Below are 19,330 nucleotides of genomic sequence, written 5' to 3'. Positions count from 1 at the left end.
CGAAGGAGATCCCTCCGATGCCCCTGCCTGCCGTCCCGGACGTGTCGCCGCGCGTGCACGCGCTCCACGCGCGGATGACCCTCGAGGAGAAGCTGGCCCAGCTGGTGGGGTTCTGGGTGGACCAGGGGGGCGGTGCCGTCGCCCCCATGCAGGACGCGATGACGGGCACCCAGGACCCGGCCACGTCGGAGGAGCTCCGCGCGGCCACCCGCCACGGACTCGGCCACCTCACCCGGGTCTACGGGACGCGTCCCGTCGACCCGGGGGAGCGGGTGGCGTGGCTGTGGCGCCAGCAGCGGCGGCTCGTCGAGGAGACCCGCCTGGGCATCCCCGCGCTGGTGCACGAGGAGTGCCTGACCGGCCTGGCGGCGTGGCGAGCCGCGACGTACCCGACTCCGCTGGCGTGGGGCGCGTCGTTCGACCCCGACCTCGTCGAGCGCGCGGCGCGGGCGATCGGCGGCTCCATGCGGCAGCTGGGCGTCCACCAGGGCCTCGCCCCCGTCCTCGACGTCGTCCGCGACGCGCGCTGGGGCCGGGTGGACGAGTGCGTCGGCGAGGACCCGTACCTCGTCGGCACGGTGGGGACGGCGTACGTCCGCGGCCTGCAGTCCGCCGGCGTCCACGCGACGCTCAAGCACTTCGTGGGCTACTCCGCCTCGGTCGCGGGACGGAACCACGCCCCGGTGAGCGCGGGGCCGCGGGAGATCGCCGACGTCTTCCTGCCGCCGTTCGAGATGGCGCTGCTCGACGGCGGGGCGCGCTCGGTCATGAACGCGTACGTCGCGGTGGACGGCGTGCCGCTCGCCTCCGACCCGCACTACCTCACCGAGGTCCTGCGCGAGCGCTGGGGGTTCACGGGCGTCGTCGTCGCGGACTACTTCGCCGTGGACTTCCTCCACGTGACCCAGCAGCTCGCCGCGGACAAGGCCCGCGCCGCGGGGCTCGCGCTGCAGGCGGGCATCGACGTCGAGCTGCCGACGGGCGACGCGTACCTCGAGCCGCTCGCCGGTGCCGTCCGCGACGGCGACGTGGACGAGGCGTACGTCGACCGCGCGGTGCTGCGCGTCCTCGCGCAGAAGGAGGAGCTCGGGCTGCTGGACGAGACGTTCGCGGGCGAGCCGCCGGCCGCTCCGGACCTGGACTCCCAGGAGCACCGGGACCTCGCGCGCGACCTGGCCGCCGAGTCCCTGGTGCTGCTGGCGAACGACGGCACCCTGCCGCTCGTCGCCCCGCGCCGCATCGCCGTCATCGGTCCGAACGCCGACCGTCCCGAGGCGCTGCTCGGCTGCTACTCGTTCGTCAACCACGTGCTGGCCCACCACCCCGAGGTGCCGACGGGGATCGCCATCCCCACGGTGCTCGAGGCGCTGCGCGCCGAGCTGCCGTCCGCCGAGGTGGTGCACGCCGCCGGCTGCACCGTCGAGGGGGACGACCGCTCCGGCTTCCCGGGCGCGGTGGAGGCGGCCCGCGGCGCGGAGGTCGCGGTGGTCGTCGTCGGGGACCAGGCCGGGCTCTTCGGCCGCGGCACCGTCGGGGAGGGCAACGACGCCGAGTCCCTCGAGCTGCCGGGGGTGCAGCGCGAGCTCGTCGAGGCCCTCGTGGCGACGGGGACGCCGGTCGTGCTCGTCGTGCTGACCGGCCGTCCGTACGCCCTCGGCTGGGCCCTCGACGGCGAGGGCGCCGTCGCCGCTGCTGTGCAGGCGTTCTTCCCCGGGGAGGAGGGGGCCGTCGCCCTGGCGCAGGTCCTCTGCGGGCGCACCACGCCCTCCGGGCGGCTGCCCGTGAGCCTCCCGCGCAGCGCCGGGTCCCAGCCGTACTCGTACCTCCACCCGTTCCTCGCCGGGCCCTCCGAGATCACGAGCACGGACAGCACGCCGGTGCGGCCCTTCGGGTTCGGCCTGTCCTACACCACCTTCGAGCACCGCGACCTCGTCGTGGACCCGACCGTCGAGGCGGGTGGCTCGTTCGTCGCCCGCGTGCGCGTCACCAACACGGGCAGCCGCGACGGCGCGGACGTCGTGCAGCTCTACGCCCACGACCGCGACGCCAGCGTGGTCCGGCCCGTCGCCCAGCTGCTGGCGTACGCGCGGGTGGAGCTCGCCGCCGGCGCGGCCGCCGAGGTGGTCTTCTCCGTGCCCACCACGCGCCTGGCCCTGAGCGACCGGTCGATGGTGCGGGTCGTCGAGCCCGGACCGGTCGACCTCTGGGTCGGCAGCAGCTGCGCCCACCGCGAGGTCGAGGCGTCCCTCGAGCTCACCGGTGCCGTGCACGTCGTGACGTCCGGGGACCCGCGGCTCGTGGAGGTCAGCACCACCGCGCTCGACGCGCTCGGCGCGCCGGCCTGACCACCGCCCACCGCTGAGCCCACCACGAGTCCAGAGGAGCGCCTCGGTGCCCGCTGCCGCCAGGATCATCGTCAACGCCGACATCCCCGGCCCGACCATCAGCCGCCACGTCTACGGCCACTTCGCCGAGCACCTGGGGCGCTGCATCTACGGCGGGTTCTGGGTCGGCGAGGACGCGGAGACCCCGCACGTCGGCGGCATCCGCAAGGACGTCGTGGACGCCCTGCGCGAGCTGGCCATCCCCAACCTGCGCTGGCCCGGCGGCTGCTTCGCCGACGAGTACCACTGGCGTGACGGCGTCGGGCCGCGGGAAGCCCGCCCGCGCATGGTCAACACGCACTGGGGTGGCGTCGAGGAGGACAACTCCTTCGGCACGCACGAGTTCATGGCCCTGTGCGAGCTGCTCGGCGCCGAGGCCTACGTCGCCGGCAACGTCGGCTCCGGCAGCGTCCGCGAGATGAGCGAGTGGGTGGAGTACCTCACCCGCAGCGGTTCCTCGCCCATGGTCGAGCTGCGCAGGCAGAACGGCCGGGACGAGCCGTGGCCCGTGCGCTTCTGGGGGATCGGCAACGAGCCGTGGGGGTGCGGAGGTCACATGCGCCCCGAGGCGTACGCCGACCTCGCCCGCCAGTACGCGACGTTCTGCCGCGACTACGGCGACAACGTGCTCTACCGGGTCGCGGCCGGCGCTTCGGAGGACGACGTCGCCTGGACCGAGGCGCTCATGCGCGCCGTCGCGGAGCTGCGGACGGGCCCGTTCCCCGCGCTGCCGTTCCAGGCGGTCTCGGTGCACTACTACACGATCGGCGGCACCTGGACGGCGAAGGGCAGCGCCACCGAGTTCGACGAGGACGACTACTGGCGCACCATCCGGGCCGCGCAGCGCATCGAACCCCTGCTGCGCCAGCACATCGCGGTCATGGACCGCTACGACCCCGACCGCGAGGTCGGCCTCGTCGTCGACGAGTGGGGGACGTGGTGGGACGTCGAGCCCGGCACCAATCCGGGGTTCCTCTTCCAGCAGGGGACGATGCGCGACGCCCTGGTGGCCTCGCTGACGTTCGACGTCTTCCACCGGCTGGCCGAGCGCGTCGTCATGGCCAACATCGCCCAGACCGTCAACGTGCTGCAGGCGATGCTGCTCGTGGACGAGCAGACCGGCGCACTGGTGCGGACCCCGACGTTCCACGTCTTCGAGATGAGCACCGTGCACCACGACGCCGTCGCGGTGCCGGTGCACGTGGCCGCGCCGACGGGCGAGCGCGACGTGGACGGCACCGCTGTCCGCACGGTGTCGGCGTCGGCGAGCGTGCGCGACGGCCGCTGCCACGTGTCCGTGTCGAACCTCTCGGCCGAGCCGCTCGACGTCGAGCTCGACCTGCGCGGGAGCGCGGTCCGGACCTTCTCGGCGCGGCTGCTCGCCGCGGACGCCGGGGTCGCGCACAACACCGCGCAGCGGCCGGACGCGGTCGTGCCCCGTGCGGTGGACGACGCGCTCGTGCCGACGGCGGCGGGGGTCCGGCTCACCCTGCCGCCGCACGCCTTCGCGGTGCTGTCCGCGAGCTGACCCCGCCGGCCCGCCTCCCGGTGCGTGCGACGATGGGCGCGGGCGGTCGAGGGGGGTGGACGGTGGCGACGATGGCCGACGTCGCCCGGCTGGCCGGTGTCTCCACGAAGACGGTCTCCAACGTCCTCAACGACTACCCCTACATCCGCGCCCAGACCCGGGACCGGGTGCTCGAGGCGGTCGCCGCTCTCGGCTACCAGATCAACGCCTCCGCGCGGAGCCTGCGCTCCGGCCGTACCGGCGTCATCGGGCTGGTCGTGCCGGAGATCGGGCAGCCGTACTTCGCCGAGCTCGCGGACGAGGTGCTCGCGGCGGCACGGCAGCGCGGGCTCAAGGTCGTGGTGGAGCCCACGGGGTTCTCCCGGGCGAACGAGCTCGCGGTGCTGTCCGCCGCCCGCCAGCGCCTGGTCGACGGCCTGCTCTTCAGCCCCGTGGGCATGGGCCCCGAGGACGTCGCGCTGCTCGAGGTGGACTACCCCCTCGTGCTCCTGGGGGAGCAGCTGTTCTCGCCCGCGCTGGACCACGTGACGATGCACAACGTCGAGGGGGCGCGCGCGGCGACCGAGCTGCTGCTGGAGACGGGGTGCCGGCGCATCGCCGTGCTCGGCGCCCCCCACGAGAACCCCGGCGGCACGTCGGTCCTGCGCTACCAGGGCTACTGCTCCGCGCTCGCGGCCGCGGGCCTCGAGGTCGACGAGCGGCTGGTGGCCTGGACCGACGAGGGCTGGCGCCGCGGGCACGGGGCCAGGGGCATCGCCGGCGTGCTCGAGACCGGGGTGCGCCCCGACGGGGTCGTCGCGTTCAACGACGCGCTCGCGATCGGCGCCATGCACGAGCTGCAGGTACGCGGCCTGCGCGTCCCGGACGACGTCGCGGTCGTGGGCTTCGACGACACCGAGGACTCGCGCTTCACCCTGCCGGCGCTCACGACCGTGGACCCGGGGCGCCAGGAGGTCGCCCGGGTGGCCGTCGACCTGCTGTGGCAGCGGCTGCAGGGGACCGGGCCGGAGGGGCGGGTGCTGCACACGGCCGGCATGCGGCTCGTCGAGCGCGGGAGCACGCGCCCGCGCTAGGGGGAGCTACCGGCGGTGCCGCAGACGGTCGCGCCACGCCCTGCCGTCGGGGTCGTAGACCAGCCGCGAGACGGGGACGGCCCAGGCGCGGTCCCTGCGGCGCACCCGCTCGGGGACGTGCGCCCGCAGCCGGCCCGCGGGGCGCGGCCCCGTACGGCCTCCGGCGTACCACGCGTCGAGCGCCTCGGCGGAGGCGCGAGCGGCGAGGAAGGCGGACCGGGGGTCGAGCAGGTCGTCGTCCTCCGAGCCGTCCGCGGCGCGCTCGAGGTGCTCGCGCCACAGCGTGAGGCGCAGGTCGCGGGCGAAGGCGCGGGCCCCGTCGCCGCGCCCGCTCGGGTCCCGCGGCTCCCGCTCGTCCCTGGTCTCGTCGAGCACGGCGCAGGACAGCTCGCTGTCGTGGGTCCACGAGCGGCGGTTGAGGTTGTCCGACCCGACCATCGCCCAGGTGTCGTCGACCACGACGACCTTCGCGTGCACGTAGACGGGGACGCCCTCGGGGCTCTCGACGTCGTAGATCGCGAAGCGGTCCCGCCCCGCCGCCCGGCAGACGTCGATGGCGCGCTCGCGGCCGATGAGACTCGGGAGCGCCTGCCTGCCCTCCTTGTCGGCCCAGCGCGGGACCACGGCCACGAGGTGGAGCTCGGGGTCGCTGCGCAGCGCGTGCGCGAGCAGGCGCGCCACGCCGGGCGCCCAGAGGTACTGGTCCTCGACGTAGACCAGCCGGTGCGCGCGCGCGAGCACCTTGCGGTAGGCCGCGGCGATGCTCCGCTCGCCCAGCGGGGCGAACGGGTAGCGCCGCCAGCGGGCGGGGTAGGTCCGCAGGACCTGCACGAGGTGCGGGCCGGCCTCCGGCGGGTCCGGCAGCGGGTCCGGCAGCGCGCTGCCCGTGACGACCCCCGCGTGCCAGGTCCGGTCCCACAGCATGCGCAGCGGGCTCGGCAGGTCGAGCGGCGAGCTGCCGTCCCAGCGCTCGCGGAAGGTCAGGGACAGGTCGCCGACGGCCGGGCCCTGCACCTCCACCTGCACGTCGTGCCACGGCGGCCGCTCCCCGAAGACCGCCGGGAACGGCATCGGCTGCGGGTCTCCGGCGTGGTCGGCGTCGTCGTTGCGGCTGCGCGCGAGGTCGATCCCGCCGAGGAACGCCACGTCGCGCTGCGGCTCCCGCGGGTGCTGGGCGACGACGAGCTTCTGGTGGTGCGACCCGCCCCGCCGGGTCCGGGCGTCGAGCAGGAGGTCGCCGCCCACCTGCTGCAGCTCGCGGACGAAGGCGGCGTTCTCCTCCTCGCTCTGCTCCAGGGCGTGGGGCTGGGAGCGCCACACCAGGCCGCGCACGGCCACCCCCCGGCGCACCGCGCGGCAGAACGTCTCCGCGACCGCGGAGCCCGGCCGCTGCAGCAGCAGCTCGTCGCCGTCGACGCGGAACGCCAGCAGCGCCAGCTCGTCGCCGCGTCCCATCGCCTCGACGACCTCGTGCAGCCGCGCGAAGTAGGACCGGCCGTGGACGTGCGCCCGCACGAGGTTGCCCGCGGTCCAGGCCCGCACGGTCGAGGCCGGGGTGCCGCGCTCCTCAGCGGTGAGGAACCAGCCGTCGACGCTGCGGTCGTCGGCCCGGCCCATCCGTGGATCATGCACGACCGGTGGCCGGGGCACCACCGCCGGTCGGGCCGGTTCGACGAGCGTCTGTAGGGGCACAGATGATCAACGAGGAGGGACCCATGGACGCAGACCCCGCCGGCGCCGCCCGGCGCGCCGCCGACTCCCCGGTCGTGGACCGGGTCGCCCGCGTCGGCTTCGCGGCCCGCGGCACGACGTACCTGCTGATGGGGTGGATCGCCCTGCAGCTCGGCCTGGGGCACCACCCGCGCCAGCAGGCCAACCAGAAGGGCGCGTTCCAGGAGCTCGCGCAGCAGCCCGACGGCCCGGCGCTGCTCTGGCTGCTGGTGGTCGGCCTCGCCTGCTACGCGGTCTACCGGCTCGTCGACGCGGTCTGGGGCGGGCGGGGCGAGCCCGACGCCAAGAAGCGCGTCGCGAAGCGCGTCGGCTCGGCCTTCCGCGCCGGCGCGTACGCCGTGCTGACCTACGGCGCGTGGGCGGTGCTCCAGCACCGCAGCTCGTCGGCGGGGGAGGGCAGCGGCGCCGGCCTCATGCAGCACTCCTACGGCCGGTGGCTCGTCGCGGCGATCGGCGCGGGGCTCGTCATCGGCGGCGTCGCGCAGGTCGCGAGCGGCATCACGCGCCGCTTCGAGAAGCACCTCAAGACCGGCCAGATGGGCCCGCGCACGCGACGGGTCGTCGAGGCCGTCGGCATCGTCGGCACGACCGGGCGCGGCGTGGTCTTCGCCGTCATCGGCTGGTTCTTCCTCGACGCCGCACGCACCTTCGACCCGAAGAAGGCGGAGGGGCTCGACCAGTCGCTGCGCGAGCTCGTGGGCCACGGCGGAGGGCGTGCGGTCCTCGTCGCCATCGCGCTGGGGCTGCTGGCGTTCGGGCTCTACTCGTGGTGCGAGGCGCGCTGGCGCCGGACCGGCAAGGAGGGCCGGCTCTCCCCCGGCCACCTGCCGGGGGCCGACCGCGCGCGGGGGGCGCTCTCCCGGTGATGCGCGCCGCCGTCGTCTGCAACCCCAGCTCGGCGAAGGAGCCCGAGGCGCACCGTCGCGAGGTCGTGGCCGCGCTGGAGGCGCAGGGGTACGCCGCCCCCGCGTGGTTCGAGACGACCCCGGAGGAGCCGGGCGCCCAGCAGGCGCGCTCCGCTCTCGAGCAGGGCGCCGAGCTCGTGCTCGTCTGCGGGGGCGACGGGACCGTCATGGCCTGCGCCGGCGCGCTCGCCGGCAGCGGCGTCCCGCTCGCCGTGATCCCCGCCGGCACCGGCAACCTGCTCGCGCGCAACCTCGGCATCCCGCGCGACGTCCAGGGGGCGGTCGAGGTGGCCGCGCACGGCCGGCAGCGCGCGATCGACGTCGGGACGCTCGACGGACGGCCCTTCGTCGTCATGGCGGGCACGGGCTTCGACGCGGCGATGCTCGCGGACGCCCCGGCGGCGCTCAAGGGCGCGCTCGGCTGGCCGGCGTACGTCGTCTCGGCGTCGCGGCACCTGCTCGAGCGGCGCCGGACCTTCACGCTCGCGCTCGACGACCGGGCGCCCGTGCGCCGCCGGGGCCGCGGGGTGCTCATCGGCAACGTGGGCCGGCTCCAGGGCGGCCTCCCGGTCCTGCCGGACGCGGAGCCCGACGACGGCGCGCTCGACGTCGCCGTCATCCGCGCCCGGGGACTCGCCAGCTGGGCGCTGCTCGCCGCCTCGGTCGTGCTGCGCCGGCCGGACCCGCGCCGGTTGGAGACGTTCCGCGCCGAGCGCGTCGTCGTCACGAGCTCCGAGCCGCTCGCCACCGAGGCCGACGGCGAGGTGCTCGGGGAGGCCGCCAGGATCGAGGTCGCGCTCCGGCCGGGCGCGCTGGTCGTCATGGTGCCGGCGCCGTGAGGTCGACGCTGTGAGATCGACGAGGCTGGGCGCCCGCCTCGACCCCGACTCGCGCGGCGGGCTGCGCCTCACGCTCGCCGTGGCCGCGGCCTTCGTCGTGCTCGTGCCGTTCGCCCTGGCGCTGCTGGCGGTGCGCGACCGGTGGAGCCCGCTGCGGCGGCTGGACCTCGACGTCGCCTCCGGCCTGCACCGGCAGGCGGTGGGCTCGCGGGCGCTCGTGCGCTTCCTCGAGGGGGTGTCCGACGTCTTCAGCCCGACCTCCTTCGAGGTGGTCGCGGTCGTCGTGGCGGTCGTCCTGCTGCTGCGCCGGGCGCCCCGGCTGGCCCTGTGGCTCGCGCTGACGGTCCTGCTCAGCGACCCCCTGGACACGCTGGTCAAGGAGCTCGTGCGGCGCTCGCGGCCGAGCTTCGACCACCCGGTCCTCGTCCTGCACAGCTGGAGCTTCCCCTCGGGCCACGCCCTCGGCTCGGTCGTCGGCGTCGGGGCGCTGCTGCTCGTCGGCCTGCCCGCCGTGCCGCGGCGCGCTCGGCGCCCGCTCATCGCGCTCGGCGTCGCCGTCGTGCTCCTCGTGGGCTTCGCCCGCATCGCCCTGGGGGTGCACTACGTGAGCGACGTCGTCGGCGGCTGGCTGCTGGGCGCGTCGTGGCTGGCGGCGACCACCGCCGCCTTCCGCGCCTGGCGCCGCGACCTGCACGCCCCCGTGCGCCCCCTGACGGAGGGGCTCGAAGCCGGCGAGCCCGTACGCCGCGAGGTGCAGCGGTGAGCGCCCGGGTGCGGGTCGCCGCCCGCCTGGCCGGCGCCGCGGTCGCGGTGTTCGTGCTGGTGCTGGTGCTGGGCGAGCTGCTCACCCACGTCCTGGTCCACGGGTGGGTGGGCCGGACCGACGACGCGATCGAGCGCGCGCTCCTGCACCACCGCACCCCGACGTGGGACTCCCTCACCTACGCCGGCACCCAGCTCGCGGAGCCCACGACCATCGAGGTCGCCCTGGTCGTGCTCGTCGTCGCGCTGGCGGTGGCGACGCGGAGGGTGCTGCCCCCGCTGTTCCTCGCGCTGACCGTCGGCGTCGAGAGCGGGATCTACTTCGTCGCGAGCACGTTCGTCCCGCGCGACCGCCCGAGCATCCCGCGGCTCGGCGTCGGGGACCCGCACGCGAGCTACCCCTCCGGGCACGTGGCGGCCTCCATCTGCTTCTACGGCGGCCTCGCGGTCCTCGCCCTCGTGCTCACCCGCCTGCGCTGGCTCCAGGTCGTGCTGACGGGGCTCGCGGTCGTGCTGCCGCCCGCGGTCGGCCTCTGCCGGATGTACCGCGGCTTCCACCACCTGAGCGACGTGCTCGCCGGCGGGCTGCTCGGGCTGCTCTGGCTGGGGTCGACGACCGGGCTGCTCCTCCTGCCGGCCGTGCGACAGGACCGCGCCTCGGTGCGCGAGGCGCTCAGCGCCCCTCCTCGGCCTCCCGCACGGCGCTCGCCGCGTTGATCAGCGCGAGGTGCGAGAGGGCCTGCGGCAGGTTCCCGAGGTAGTCGCCGGTCCGCGGGTCGACCATCTCCGCGAGCAGCCAGGTCCCGTCGAGCTCGCCCAGCGTGCGGTCCATCAGCGCGCGCGCCCGGGGGACGTCCCCGGTGAGGGCGAGGGCCTCCACCACCCAGAACGTGCAGGCGAGGAACGCGCCCTCCTCGTCACTGGCGGAGGTGTAGCGGTGCACCCACGGCCCGCTGCCCAGCTCGGCGAGGACGGCGTCCACGGTCGAGCGCATCCGGGGGCCCCGGTCGAAGCCGAAGCGCGCTCCCAGCAGGATCCCGGCGTCGAGCTCGTCCGAGCCGGCCGCCATGACGTACGCGCCGCGCTCCTCCGACCAGCAGTGCTCGTCGACCCAGGCACGGACCCGGTCGGCCTCCCGGCGCCACCGCTCCCCGCTGCCCGCCAGCTCCCCGCGCTCGGCGAGGCGGGCGGCGCGGTCGAGCGCCTGCCAGCAGCTCATCTTCGACAGGGTGAAGTGCTGCTCCTCGTGGAGCTCCCACATCCCCGCGTCCGGGCGCTGCCACAGGTCGCAGCAGCGGTCGGCGAGGTCGGCGAGCAGCCGTGCGGTCCCCACGTCCAGGACGTGGCCGTCGTCGACGCAGAGGAAGACCGTCTGGAACAGGTCGCCGTACGGCCCGAGCTGCAGCTGCGTACGCGCGTCGTTGCCCTGCTTGACCGGGGTGCTGCGGCGGTAGCCGGGCACGTCGCGCACCGCGCTGCCGCCGGGCGGCTCGCCGGCGAGGGTGTAGAACGGCCGCAGCTCCGGCCGGTGGCGCTCGACGGTGGCGAGCAGCCACGCGACCGCGGCGTGGACCTCCTCCGCGAGCCCGCAGCGCAGGAAGGCGTCGAGGGTGTACGCCGCGTCCCGCACCCACGTGTAGCGGTAGTCGTAGTTCTTGTCCCCGCCGACGCGCTCCGGCAGCCCGAGCGTGGCGGCCGCGGCGATGGCGCCCGTCGGCGCGGACACGAGCAGCTTGAGCGCGAGCAGGCTGCGCTGCACGGCGTCGGGCCAGGGCCCGTCCCAGTGCACGGAGCGCGACCAGTCCTGCCAGCCGCGCACGGTCCGGTCGATCCGCTCGTCGACGGCGCGCGGGTCCGGCAGGTGGGTCGGCTCGCCCTGCGTCCCCACGACGGCCAGCAGGTGGCGCGAGCCCTCGCTCGTCTCGAACCCGCCCTGCACGAGGCGGTCCCCGGCCTCGGGCTCGCCGACGTCGCCGCAGCGCAGGCCCAGGACGAGGTCGTCGAGGTGCACGAGGACGTCACCGCTGCGGACCTCCGACCACGGGCTCAGCGTGCCGAGCGAGGTCCCCGGCTCGAACCGCCAGCCCATGCGCACGCGCCCGCTGAGGCCCTCGACCCGCCGGGCGAGCTCCGCCCACGGCAGGCGGCCGGCCACGCCGGTGTTCATCGCGTCGGTGACCCGCACCGTGCCCCCGGCCGTGGTGTACGTCGTGCTGACGACGTTGGTGTCCCCGACGTGCTCGCGCTCGGCCTCGTAGTCGTCCAGCGGGGCCAGCAGGAACCGGCCGCCGTGCTCGGGGTCGAGCAGGGCCGCGCAGGCGAGGATGCCGTCCATGCCGGGCACCGCCCACCAGTCGACGCTGCCGTCGAGGGCGATGAGGGCGACCGAGCGACCGTCCCCGATCCCGGCGTACGAGCGCAGCGGTGCGTAGCCGTCGGCGTCACGGCGGGGTCGGGTCACGGGCGGGGGCGTACCCGCATCGCGCCGCGCGATGCCGGAGGAGAGGCGCGTCACCGCTCCGCGCTGCTGACCTCGGCCAGGCGCTGCCGCAGGAAGGCGCGCTCCGCGGCGTTCGCCGTGAGCTCGAGCGCGCGCCGGTAGGCGACGGCCGCGCCGGCGGCGTCGCCGAGGCGGCGAAGCAGGTCGGCGCGGGTGGCGGGGAGGTACGGGTAGTCGGCGAGCCGGGGGTCCGTCGCCAGCTCGTCGAGGAGCGGCAGGGCGGCGGCCGGACCGTCGGCGAAGGCCACGGCCGCGGCCCGGTTGAGCGCGACCACCGGCGTGCCCCACACCGCCAGCAGCCGGTCGTAGAGGTGCACGACGCGCGGCCAGTCGGTCTGCTCCAGAGACGGCGCGACCGCGTGCACGCCGGCGATCGCCGCCTGGAGGGTGAACCGCCCCGGCGGGCCGGACGCCAGCGCACCGGCCGTCACCGTGAGCCCCTCGAGGACCGCGCGCTGGTCCCAGCGCGTGCGGTCCTGGTCGGCGAGGAGGAGCAGACGGCCCTGCTCGTCGGTCCGCGTGGCGCGGCGCGCGTCGGTGAGGAGCAGCAGGCCCAGCAGGCCGCGGGCCTCGGCCTGCTCGGGGAGCAGGGCGGCGAGAGCGCGCGCCAAGTGCAGGGCCCGGTCGCAGAGCTCCTCGCGGACGAGAGCGTCCCCCTGGCCGGCGGTGTGGCCGGTGCTGAAGAGCAGGTGCACGGCGGTGAGCACGCTGTCCAGGCGCTCGGGCAGCTCTGCCCGGCCGGGCACTCGGTAGGGGATCCGGGCGGCGGCGATCTTCTTCTTGGCCCGGGTGATCCGCGCCGCCATCGTCGGCTCGGGCACGAGGAAGGCCCGGGCGACGTCCGACGTGGGGACGCCGCACACCAGGCGCAGGGTGAGGGCGACCCGGGCCTCGGGGGCGAGGGCGGGGTGGCAGCAGGTGAACACCAGCCGGAGCCGGTCGTCGGGCACCGCGTCGTCGGGCCGGTCCAGCTCGTCAGCGTCGTCCGGGTCGACGCTCGCCGGCTCCACGAGCAGCGGGAGCTTGCGCCGCAGGGTGGCGTCGCGCCGCAACCGGTCCAGCGCCTGGTTCCGCGCCGCCGTGGTGAGCCACGCGCCGGGCCGCGCCGGGACGCCGTCCCGGGTCCAGGACCGCAGCGCGCTGACGTACGCCTCCTGCGCGCACTCCTCCGCGAGGTCGAGGTCGCCGGCGACGCGCACCGTGGCGGACAGCACGAAGGCCCACTCGGAGCGGTGGGCCTGCGCGAGCGCGGCAGCGACCGCGTCCGCCTGTCCGGCGGACGCGGTCGGCTCGTCGCGAGGAGCGGTCAGAACGGGTTGGCCTGCGTCGGGTCCACGACCGGGCGGACCTCGACGCCCCCGAAGGGGGCCGGGCACCCCTTGGCGATCTCCAGGGCGTGGTCGAGGTCGCGGGCTTCGACGACGTAGAAGCCGCCGAGGGCCTCCTTGGTCTCGAGGAAGGGGCCGTCCGTGACCGTGCTCCCGCCCCTGATCGAGGTGGCCGTCGTCGTGTTAGCCAGTGCCTCCCCGCCCGCCAGGGACCCACCGAGCTCGAAGACCTGCTTGACGAACACGCTGTGCGCATCGACCACCGCGCTCCACGCCTCGGGCGACATGCTCGCGTAGCCGGCCGGGTCGTCGTAGATGAGGATCGCGTACTTGGCCATGGCGGTGCCTCCTGCACTGGGTCACGGGCCGGCCTGTCCGGCTCGTCACCAGCGACGACGAACAGCCTGCCGCCGGATCGACAGCCAGGACAAGATCTCCTCGGCGATCTCCTGGGGAGCGTCCTCGAGCAGCCGGCAGTCCGCCCACCGACCCCTAGTCGGCCTCGCCCATGACCAGGCCCTCGATGGTGTGCTTCTGCGTGATCGGGGTCAGCTCGTCGACGACCGGGCAGCCGAGGTGCTGGCGCACCGACGGGGGGAGCTGCTCCCAGTAGTCGTGGGTGACCGCGAGGTCGTGGTGCTCGGCGTTGCCCGCGCCGGGGGCGTCGACGCCGATGACGAGGACCGGGCGCCACTTCTCCGAGAAGTTCTTGGTGCCGCGGTGGATCGTCAGCGCCGAGCGGGCGGAGATGTCGCCCATCTGCGGGTACTTGCGCACGGCCCGCTCCTCGTAGCGCGGGTAGTACGGCTTGGGCGGGAACATCTCGTGGCCGAAGTCCTCGGCCCAGTCCCACTGCGTGCCCGGCGCGATCTCGAAGGGGCCCATGTCCTCCTCGGTGTCGACCGCGGTGAGGTTGAAGGCGAGGCTGGTGAGCCGGCCCTCGAACCGCGTCGCGTCCGGCATGGGGAAGTCGCGGTGCCACGGCTGGTTGACCGCGCCCGCGAACGGGATGTCGAAGCCGACCTCGACGATCTGGTAGTCCGGGCCGAGCACCGACTCGGAGACCTTGCGGAACCACGGGTGGTCGACGATCTCGACGAAGCCGCGCAGCTGCTCGGGGTGGATCTCGACGTAGTAGCGCTTGGGGCCGCGACCGACCGCTCCGCCGGGACGGCTGCGCGCCTCCTCGAACGCCACGCCGATGTCCTCGCGCATGCGCTCCGTCGCCTCGCGGCTGAAGGCCCCCTTCTTCGCCGTGATGCCGTCGGTGTAGAGCGCCCGGACGATCTCGCGCGCCTCGTCGTCGGCCCCCGGCGGGACGGGGAGCTCGGTCGTGGTGCGGGTCACGGTCACGCTGGGCACGGTCTCGCTAGGCACGGTCTCGCTGGGCACGGTCGGTGCGCTCATCGGCGGGGCTCCTCCTCGGTCGCGGTCCCTCTACCTTGCCACGTGGTATTGCCACGTGGCAAGAGGCGGCGGCCTGGCACGATGGGCGCGACGGCGGGAGGGGGTGGCGGGTGGGACCGAGCATGCGCGACGTCGCCGAGCGGGCGGGGGTCTCGCCCCGCACCGTCTCCAACGTCGTCAACGACGCGCCCTACGTCGCGGCCGCGACCCGCGCCCGCGTCGAGCAGGCGATGCGCGAGCTGGGGTTCCGGCCGAACGCCGCCGCGCGCAGCTTGCGGCGCGGCCGCTCCGGGCTCGTGGCGCTCGTGGTGCCCGAGGTGGACTCGCCGTACTTCTCCGCACTGGCCGCCGAGCTCAGCGAAGTGGCGGAGCAGCGCGGGTGGACGCTGCTCGTCGAGCAGACCCACGGCGACCCGCAGCGCGAGCGGCGGCTGCTCGACGGCGTCCGCGCCCAGCTCGTCGACGGGGTCGTCTTCAGCCCGTGGGGCCTCGGCGCGGACGAGCTGCGCGACCGGCAGGACCCCGCGCCGCTCGTCCTGCTCGGCGAGCAGGGCGACGCCCGCGTCGCGGACCACGTCGTCGTCGACAACGTCGCCGCCGCCGAGGAGGCGACGGCGCACCTCGTCGCGCGCGGGCGCCGCCGGGTGGCCGCGCTGGGGGCCCGGTCGGCGTACGGCACGCAGACCGCCGCGCTGCGCCTCGAGGGCTGGGCCCGCGCCCTCACCGCCGCCGGGCTCCCGCGCGACCCGGCGCTCGAGCTCCCCGTCGCCTCGCTGCACCGCGCGGCCGGGGCCGAGGCCGTGCGCGCCCTGCTGGCGGCCCGTACGCCGGTGGACGCGCTGTTCTGCTCCACCGACGAGCTCGCCCTCGGCGCCCTGCGCGCCCTCCACGAGGGCGGGGTGCGGGTGCCCGAGGACGTCGCGCTGGTCGGCTTCGACGACATCGAGGACGGCCGCTACTCGATCCCGACGCTGACGACGGTCGCGCCCGACCTGCCCGCGATCGCCCGCGCCGCGGCCGACTGCCTGGAGCAGCGGCTCGCCGCCGGACGCGGCGACGGCCCGGGGGGCGCGCCTGGAAGCGCGCCACCCCGGGCCGTCGTCGTGCCGCACCGGCTCGTCATCCGCGAGTCGAGCGCGGGCCTCCGCGCCTAGCTACGGCTTGCAGGTCAGCGAGTGCGTGTTCGCGCCCGCCAGGCCGAGCTTCGCGCCCGGCGCCGCGTCGTCGCAGCCGATGACGTTGCCGGTGCCCAGCGGGTAGAGCGCGATGCCCCAGCCCGCCCACAGGCCCTGGACGACGTTGCCCTTGAAGGTGTTGCCGTTGCCGTAGCCCGTGTAGACGCTGTGCACCTGGAAGCCGTCGAGGTCGGCGCCCTGCGGGTTGCGCACGGTGTTGCCCTCGATGAGCCAGTTGTTGCCCTTGACGTCGACGGCCGAGTCGGCCGAGTTCTTGCCGGAGAAGCCGGTGCCGTCGAAGAGGTTGTTGCGCAGGGTGCCGGAGTCGGTGCCCTCCTTGAGGTCCGCGCCCTCGGCGGGGATGTTGCGGAAGACGTTGCCCTGGACGAGGTTCCGCTCCGAGTTGTCGCGGCCGTCGGTGCAGTTGTACTTGGCCCAGTTGGAGTTCGCCGAGCCGACGTAGACGCCCTCGCCGTACTGCGGGTTGTTGATGCCGGTGTCGTGCACGTAGGAGTTCTCGAGCACGCTGTCGGTCGTGCACGAGCGGAAGTGGACGCCCTCGTCGCCGACGTCGAAGACCTCGACGCCGTCGAGCACGGTGCCGTGCGACCCGTCGAGCACGATGCCCTTCGAGCCGTGGGCGACGGTGATGCCGGTGATGTGCCAGTAGCTGCCGGTGATGTGGAGACCGTAGTCACCCGAGGCGTTCTTGGTCCGCAGCATGGCGGCGCGGGTGCCCTGCAGGGTGATCGGCGCAGTGGCGGTGCCGCTCGCGGTGGCCTCGTACCGGCTGCGCGCCAGGTGCTCGCCGTCGGTGAGGGTGATGACGTCGCCCGGGTGGGCGGTGGTCAGCGCCGCACGGATCTCGGCCTCGGTGCTGACGGTCCAGTGGCCGTCCGCGGGGCGCGCGACGCCGGTGCCGACCGGCGTGGTGGGGACGCCGGTCGAGGGCGCCGAGGTGCCGGGGGCGGGGCTGCCCGGAGCGGGCGGCGCGGAGGGGGTGCCGGTGCTCGGCGGCGTCGCGGGGGAGCTCGGGGCGGGGGCCGTCGACGCGGGCGGGGACGGCGGCGTCGGCGTCGTGCCGACGACCGACGTGGTCCACGAGGCGTCGACGCGCCCGCTCGCGGTCTCGATCCGCAGCTTGTGGGCGCCCGGCGCCGCGACGCTGATGGTCGCGGGGTCGGCGGTGAGGCCCGAGCCGAGGAAGTTCCCGTCCACCACGAGCTTGTACGCGCCGGCGGGCACGTCGAGGCGGAAGGTCGTCGGCTCGGTGGAGCCGTTCAGCGCGGCCAGCGCCACCAGGGGCGTGGTCGTCGAGGGCACGTCGGCGGAGGCCGCAGCGGGCAGGCCGAGCGTGGCGGCGGCACCGAGAGCGGTACCGGCAGCGGTCGTCATCAGGAGGAGGGATCTGCGCACGACAGAGGTTTCGTCGCTGCAGCAGCCGGTCTTCAGTGGGTCTGAGGTCCTAGGCCCGATTTCGCCTGATCGGACCAACGGCCCAGGACCTCGCTGTCACACAGTGCCACGGAGGTCCGGAGGTCCGCGCGCTGAGTGGCCGCGGGCTCACCCGGACGAGTGAGGTGCGGCCGGGACGACTACCGCCCCGGGCGCCCGAGCTCGAACCAGACGGTCGTCCCGCGCGACGTCCGCTCGGTGCCCCAGGCGTCCGCGAGCGCCTCCACGAGCGCGAGCCCGCGCCCGCGCACCGCGGCCGGCTCGGCCGCCTGCGCCGCCGGGAGGGTCGACATCCCCTGGTCGCTCACGAGCACGAGCAGGCGGTGCGGATCGACGTCGGCCTCGACGGTCGCCCCGCTGCGCGCGTGCAGCAGCGCGTTGGTGACGAGCTCGCTCGTGCAGAGCAGGGCCACCTCGACCACGGACTCGGGCAGCTCGATCGCGGTGAGCGTGCGGCGCAGCCAGGAGCGGGCCTGGCCGGCGGACGTGCTCTCCGCGGGCAGCTCCACACGGCCGACGCGCCGCTCGCCCGGCTCCACCCCGACGGCGACCAGGGCGATGTCGTCGGTCCCGGCGCCCATCTCGTCGAGCACCCGGGCGCACGCGCGGCGGGGGTCGGCGTACGCCTCGAGCCCGGCGACGGTCTCGCGCAGCCGGTCCAGCCCGAGGTCGAGGTGCTGGCCGGGGACCTCGACGAGCCCGTCGGTGAACATCAGCAGCAGGTCGCCGTCGCGGAGCACGACGTCGGTGGCGGCGCGGGGTGCCGGGAGGCCCAGCGGCGGACCGGCGGGGACGTCGAGGAACTCCCCGCCCCGCCCGCCCTGCGCCCGGCGGAGCAGGGGAGGCGGGTGCCCGGCGGTCGCGGCGCGCAGCGCTCCCGTCGCCGGGTCGAGCACGGCGACGAACGCGGTCACGAAGGTCTCGGGGCCCAGGCTGGTGACGAAGGGGTCGAGGGCGGCGAGGATCCCCGTCGGCTCGTCCTCGCGCAGCGCGACGACGCGGAGGGCGGCGCGTACCTGGCCCATGACGGTCGCGGCGAGCACGCCGTGGCCGACGACGTCGCCGATCGCGAGCAGCAGCCGCCCGTCGGCCAGCGAGAAGGCGTCGTAGAAGTCCCCGCCGGCGCTCGTGCCCGGGGCGCTCGGGACGTAGCGGGCGCCGATGCTGAGCCCCGGCACGTGCGGCATCTCCGCGGGCAGCATGCTGCGCTGGAGCAGCTCGGCGTTGCCGCGCTGCTCGTCGAAGCGCTGCGCCCGGGCGAGGGCCTGCCCCACGAGGCTCGCCGCCGTGAGCAGGGCCGCCTGCTCCTCGGTGGTGAGCACCCGGTCCTGCTCCCAGCCCAGGGAGAGGGCCCCCTGGACCTCCGAGCTCGAGAGCGGGACGCAGGCGACGGAGCGCAGCGGGGCGCTCAGCGGCTCGTCGCGCAGCGAGGGGTACGCGTCGAGGTCGCCCGCCGCCAGCCACATCGGCCGGCCGGTGCGCGACACCTCGACCGAGGGGAGCGCGGCGCTCGCCGACAGCCGCGACCAGAGCAGCGGCAGGCGCCGGGTGCTCTCGTCCTGCTCCTCGATCCCCGCGCGCCGGGTGATGCGCAGCGCCGTGCCCTCGAGCAGCACGACGCGGGCGTGGTCGCTGGCGACCGCCTCGACGGCGTGGCGCAGCGCCTCCCGGGCGACGTCGTCGACGGAGGCGGCGGAGGACAGCCGGCTGGCGAGCTCGGCGACGGTGCGCACGGCGCGGGCCGACTCCGAGCTCTCCACGACCACGCTGAGCACGCCGAGCACCTCGCCGTCGTCCGACCGCGCGGGCGTGTACGCGCGCGCGAAGTGGACGTGCTCGACCGGCCCGTCGGGCCCCTGCCGGCGCACCGGCAGCAGCGTGCTCGTCTCGCTGAAGGCCTCCCCGGTCAGCCGCACGCGCTCGACGACGTCACCATGGCCGGGCAGGTCCCAGTTCTCGGGGAAGACCTCGCGCGCCGGGCGCGCCCAGCACTCCGGGTGCTTGGCGCCGAGGAGGGCGGCGTACGCGTCGCTGTAGACGAGCACCGCCTCCGGGCCCAGCGCGAGGGCCATGGGCAGGGGGGACCCGAGCACCGTGCTGACGACGGCGTGCAGCCCCGCCGGCCAGGTCGCCGGCTCGCCCAGCGGCGTCGACGCCCAGTCGGTGGCGTCGAGGAGGGCGCTGACCTGCACGGGGCCGATCCTAGGCGCCGTGGTCCGCGGACGCGCTCCCCCCACCCGGGG

The 19,330-nt window shown here is 75.6% G+C and carries 15 protein-coding genes; 8 read left to right on the top strand and 7 right to left on the bottom strand.

Annotated features, from left to right (window positions below; genetic code table 11):
• Nucleotides 1–17: 17 nt before the first annotated feature.
• From EV189_RS08895 to EV189_RS08885, 3 genes are all read left to right on the top strand, one after another.
• Entirely contained in the window at nt 18–2,345 is a 2,328-nt protein-coding gene (locus tag EV189_RS08895; RefSeq protein ID WP_130492543.1) for a beta-xylosidase/alpha-l-arabinosidase, read from the top strand.
• Nucleotides 2,346–2,391: 46 nt separating this feature from the next.
• Complete coding sequence (locus EV189_RS08890; protein ID WP_130492542.1) at nt 2,392–3,912, top strand: alpha-N-arabinofuranosidase; 1,521 nt, start codon at nt 2,392–2,394, stop codon at nt 3,910–3,912.
• A 71-nt stretch (nt 3,913–3,983) separates the two neighbouring features.
• On the top strand, nt 3,984–4,985 hold the full coding sequence (locus EV189_RS08885; RefSeq protein ID WP_130492541.1) for a LacI family DNA-binding transcriptional regulator: 1,002 nt from the start codon (nt 3,984–3,986) through the stop codon (nt 4,983–4,985).
• Between the two features lie 6 nt (nt 4,986–4,991).
• Here the strand turns inward: EV189_RS08885 and EV189_RS08880 are convergent, their stop codons facing one another.
• The gene (locus EV189_RS08880; RefSeq protein WP_130492540.1) at nt 4,992–6,602 is read right to left on the bottom strand and encodes a phospholipase D family protein; all 1,611 of its coding nucleotides are present in this window, start codon (nt 6,600–6,602) and stop codon (nt 4,992–4,994) included.
• A gap of 98 nt (nt 6,603–6,700) precedes the next feature.
• On the opposite strand from EV189_RS08880, the gene EV189_RS08875 reads away from it, so the two are divergent.
• The 4 genes from EV189_RS08875 to EV189_RS08860 are packed head-to-tail and all read left to right on the top strand — an operon-like array spanning nt 6,701 to nt 9,939.
• The gene (locus tag EV189_RS08875; RefSeq protein ID WP_165400212.1) at nt 6,701–7,582 is read left to right on the top strand and encodes a DUF1206 domain-containing protein; all 882 of its coding nucleotides are present in this window, start codon (nt 6,701–6,703) and stop codon (nt 7,580–7,582) included.
• A complete protein-coding gene (locus tag EV189_RS08870; RefSeq protein ID WP_231116271.1) occupies nt 7,582–8,460 on the top strand; it encodes a diacylglycerol/lipid kinase family protein in 879 nt (292 codons plus the stop codon). Before EV189_RS08875 ends, EV189_RS08870 begins: the two co-directional genes overlap by 1 nt.
• A 10-nt stretch (nt 8,461–8,470) precedes the next feature.
• The gene (locus EV189_RS08865; protein WP_130492537.1) at nt 8,471–9,223 is read left to right on the top strand and encodes a phosphatase PAP2 family protein; all 753 of its coding nucleotides are present in this window, start codon (nt 8,471–8,473) and stop codon (nt 9,221–9,223) included.
• Nucleotides 9,220–9,939 carry a phosphatase PAP2 family protein gene (locus tag EV189_RS08860; RefSeq protein WP_165400211.1) on the top strand — a complete coding sequence of 240 codons (720 nt, stop codon included), beginning with the start codon at nt 9,220–9,222 and terminating at the stop codon, nt 9,937–9,939. The genes EV189_RS08865 and EV189_RS08860 overlap by 4 nt, the downstream gene beginning before the upstream one ends.
• Here the strand turns inward: EV189_RS08860 and EV189_RS08855 are convergent.
• From EV189_RS08855 to EV189_RS08840, 4 genes are all read right to left on the bottom strand, one after another.
• Nucleotides 9,896–11,683: a glycoside hydrolase family 15 protein gene (locus EV189_RS08855; protein WP_130492536.1), complete on the bottom strand. Its 1,788-nt coding sequence runs from the start codon at nt 11,681–11,683 to the stop codon at nt 9,896–9,898. The two genes, EV189_RS08860 and EV189_RS08855, sit on opposite strands and share 44 nt — an antisense overlap.
• Before the next feature lie 50 nt (nt 11,684–11,733).
• A complete protein-coding gene (locus tag EV189_RS08850; RefSeq protein ID WP_130492535.1) occupies nt 11,734–12,936 on the bottom strand; it encodes an RNA polymerase sigma factor in 1,203 nt (400 codons plus the stop codon).
• Between the two features lie 92 nt (nt 12,937–13,028).
• The gene (locus EV189_RS08845) at nt 13,029–13,388 is read right to left on the bottom strand and encodes a YciI family protein (RefSeq protein ID WP_130492534.1); all 360 of its coding nucleotides are present in this window, start codon (nt 13,386–13,388) and stop codon (nt 13,029–13,031) included.
• A gap of 154 nt (nt 13,389–13,542) precedes the next feature.
• The gene (locus EV189_RS08840; protein ID WP_130492533.1) at nt 13,543–14,457 is read right to left on the bottom strand and encodes a phytanoyl-CoA dioxygenase family protein; all 915 of its coding nucleotides are present in this window, start codon (nt 14,455–14,457) and stop codon (nt 13,543–13,545) included.
• 110 nt (nt 14,458–14,567) lie between these two features.
• Between EV189_RS08840 and EV189_RS08835 the strand changes: the two genes are divergently transcribed.
• The gene (locus tag EV189_RS08835) at nt 14,568–15,611 is read left to right on the top strand and encodes a LacI family DNA-binding transcriptional regulator (protein ID WP_130492532.1); all 1,044 of its coding nucleotides are present in this window, start codon (nt 14,568–14,570) and stop codon (nt 15,609–15,611) included.
• Here the strand turns inward: EV189_RS08835 and EV189_RS08830 are convergent, their stop codons facing one another.
• Entirely contained in the window at nt 15,612–17,027 is a 1,416-nt protein-coding gene (locus tag EV189_RS08830) for a right-handed parallel beta-helix repeat-containing protein (RefSeq protein WP_130492531.1), read from the bottom strand.
• A gap of 200 nt (nt 17,028–17,227) precedes the next feature.
• Nucleotides 17,228–19,279 carry an ATP-binding SpoIIE family protein phosphatase gene (locus tag EV189_RS08825; RefSeq protein ID WP_130492530.1) on the bottom strand — a complete coding sequence of 684 codons (2,052 nt, stop codon included), beginning with the start codon at nt 19,277–19,279 and terminating at the stop codon, nt 17,228–17,230.
• Between the last annotated feature and the right edge of the window lie 51 nt (nt 19,280–19,330).

Origin of the sequence: Motilibacter rhizosphaerae (assembly GCF_004216915.1) — a bacterium.
Lineage (GTDB): Bacteria > Actinomycetota > Actinomycetes > Motilibacterales > Motilibacteraceae > Motilibacter > Motilibacter rhizosphaerae.
Note: the sequence above shows the minus strand (reverse complement) of the source record. Positions and strands in the feature narration are given on the sequence as shown.

Excerpts from the sequence above, each read along its gene's own strand:
- EV189_RS08895 (WP_130492543.1), top strand. The coding sequence starts at position 18 with ATGCCCCTGCCTGCCGTCCCGGACGTGTCGCCGCGCGTGCACGCGCTC.
- EV189_RS08885 (WP_130492541.1), top strand. The coding sequence starts at position 3,984 with ATGGCCGACGTCGCCCGGCTGGCCGGTGTCTCCACGAAGACGGTCTCC.
- EV189_RS08880 (WP_130492540.1), bottom strand. The coding sequence starts at position 6,602 with ATGGGCCGGGCCGACGACCGCAGCGTCGACGGCTGGTTCCTCACCGCT.
- EV189_RS08875 (WP_165400212.1), top strand. The coding sequence starts at position 6,701 with ATGGACGCAGACCCCGCCGGCGCCGCCCGGCGCGCCGCCGACTCCCCG.
- EV189_RS08870 (WP_231116271.1), top strand. The coding sequence starts at position 7,582 with ATGCGCGCCGCCGTCGTCTGCAACCCCAGCTCGGCGAAGGAGCCCGAG.
- EV189_RS08845 (WP_130492534.1), bottom strand. The coding sequence starts at position 13,388 with ATGGCCAAGTACGCGATCCTCATCTACGACGACCCGGCCGGCTACGCG.
- EV189_RS08840 (WP_130492533.1), bottom strand. The coding sequence starts at position 14,457 with ATGAGCGCACCGACCGTGCCCAGCGAGACCGTGCCTAGCGAGACCGTG.
- EV189_RS08830 (WP_130492531.1), bottom strand. The coding sequence starts at position 17,027 with ATGACGACCGCTGCCGGTACCGCTCTCGGTGCCGCCGCCACGCTCGGC.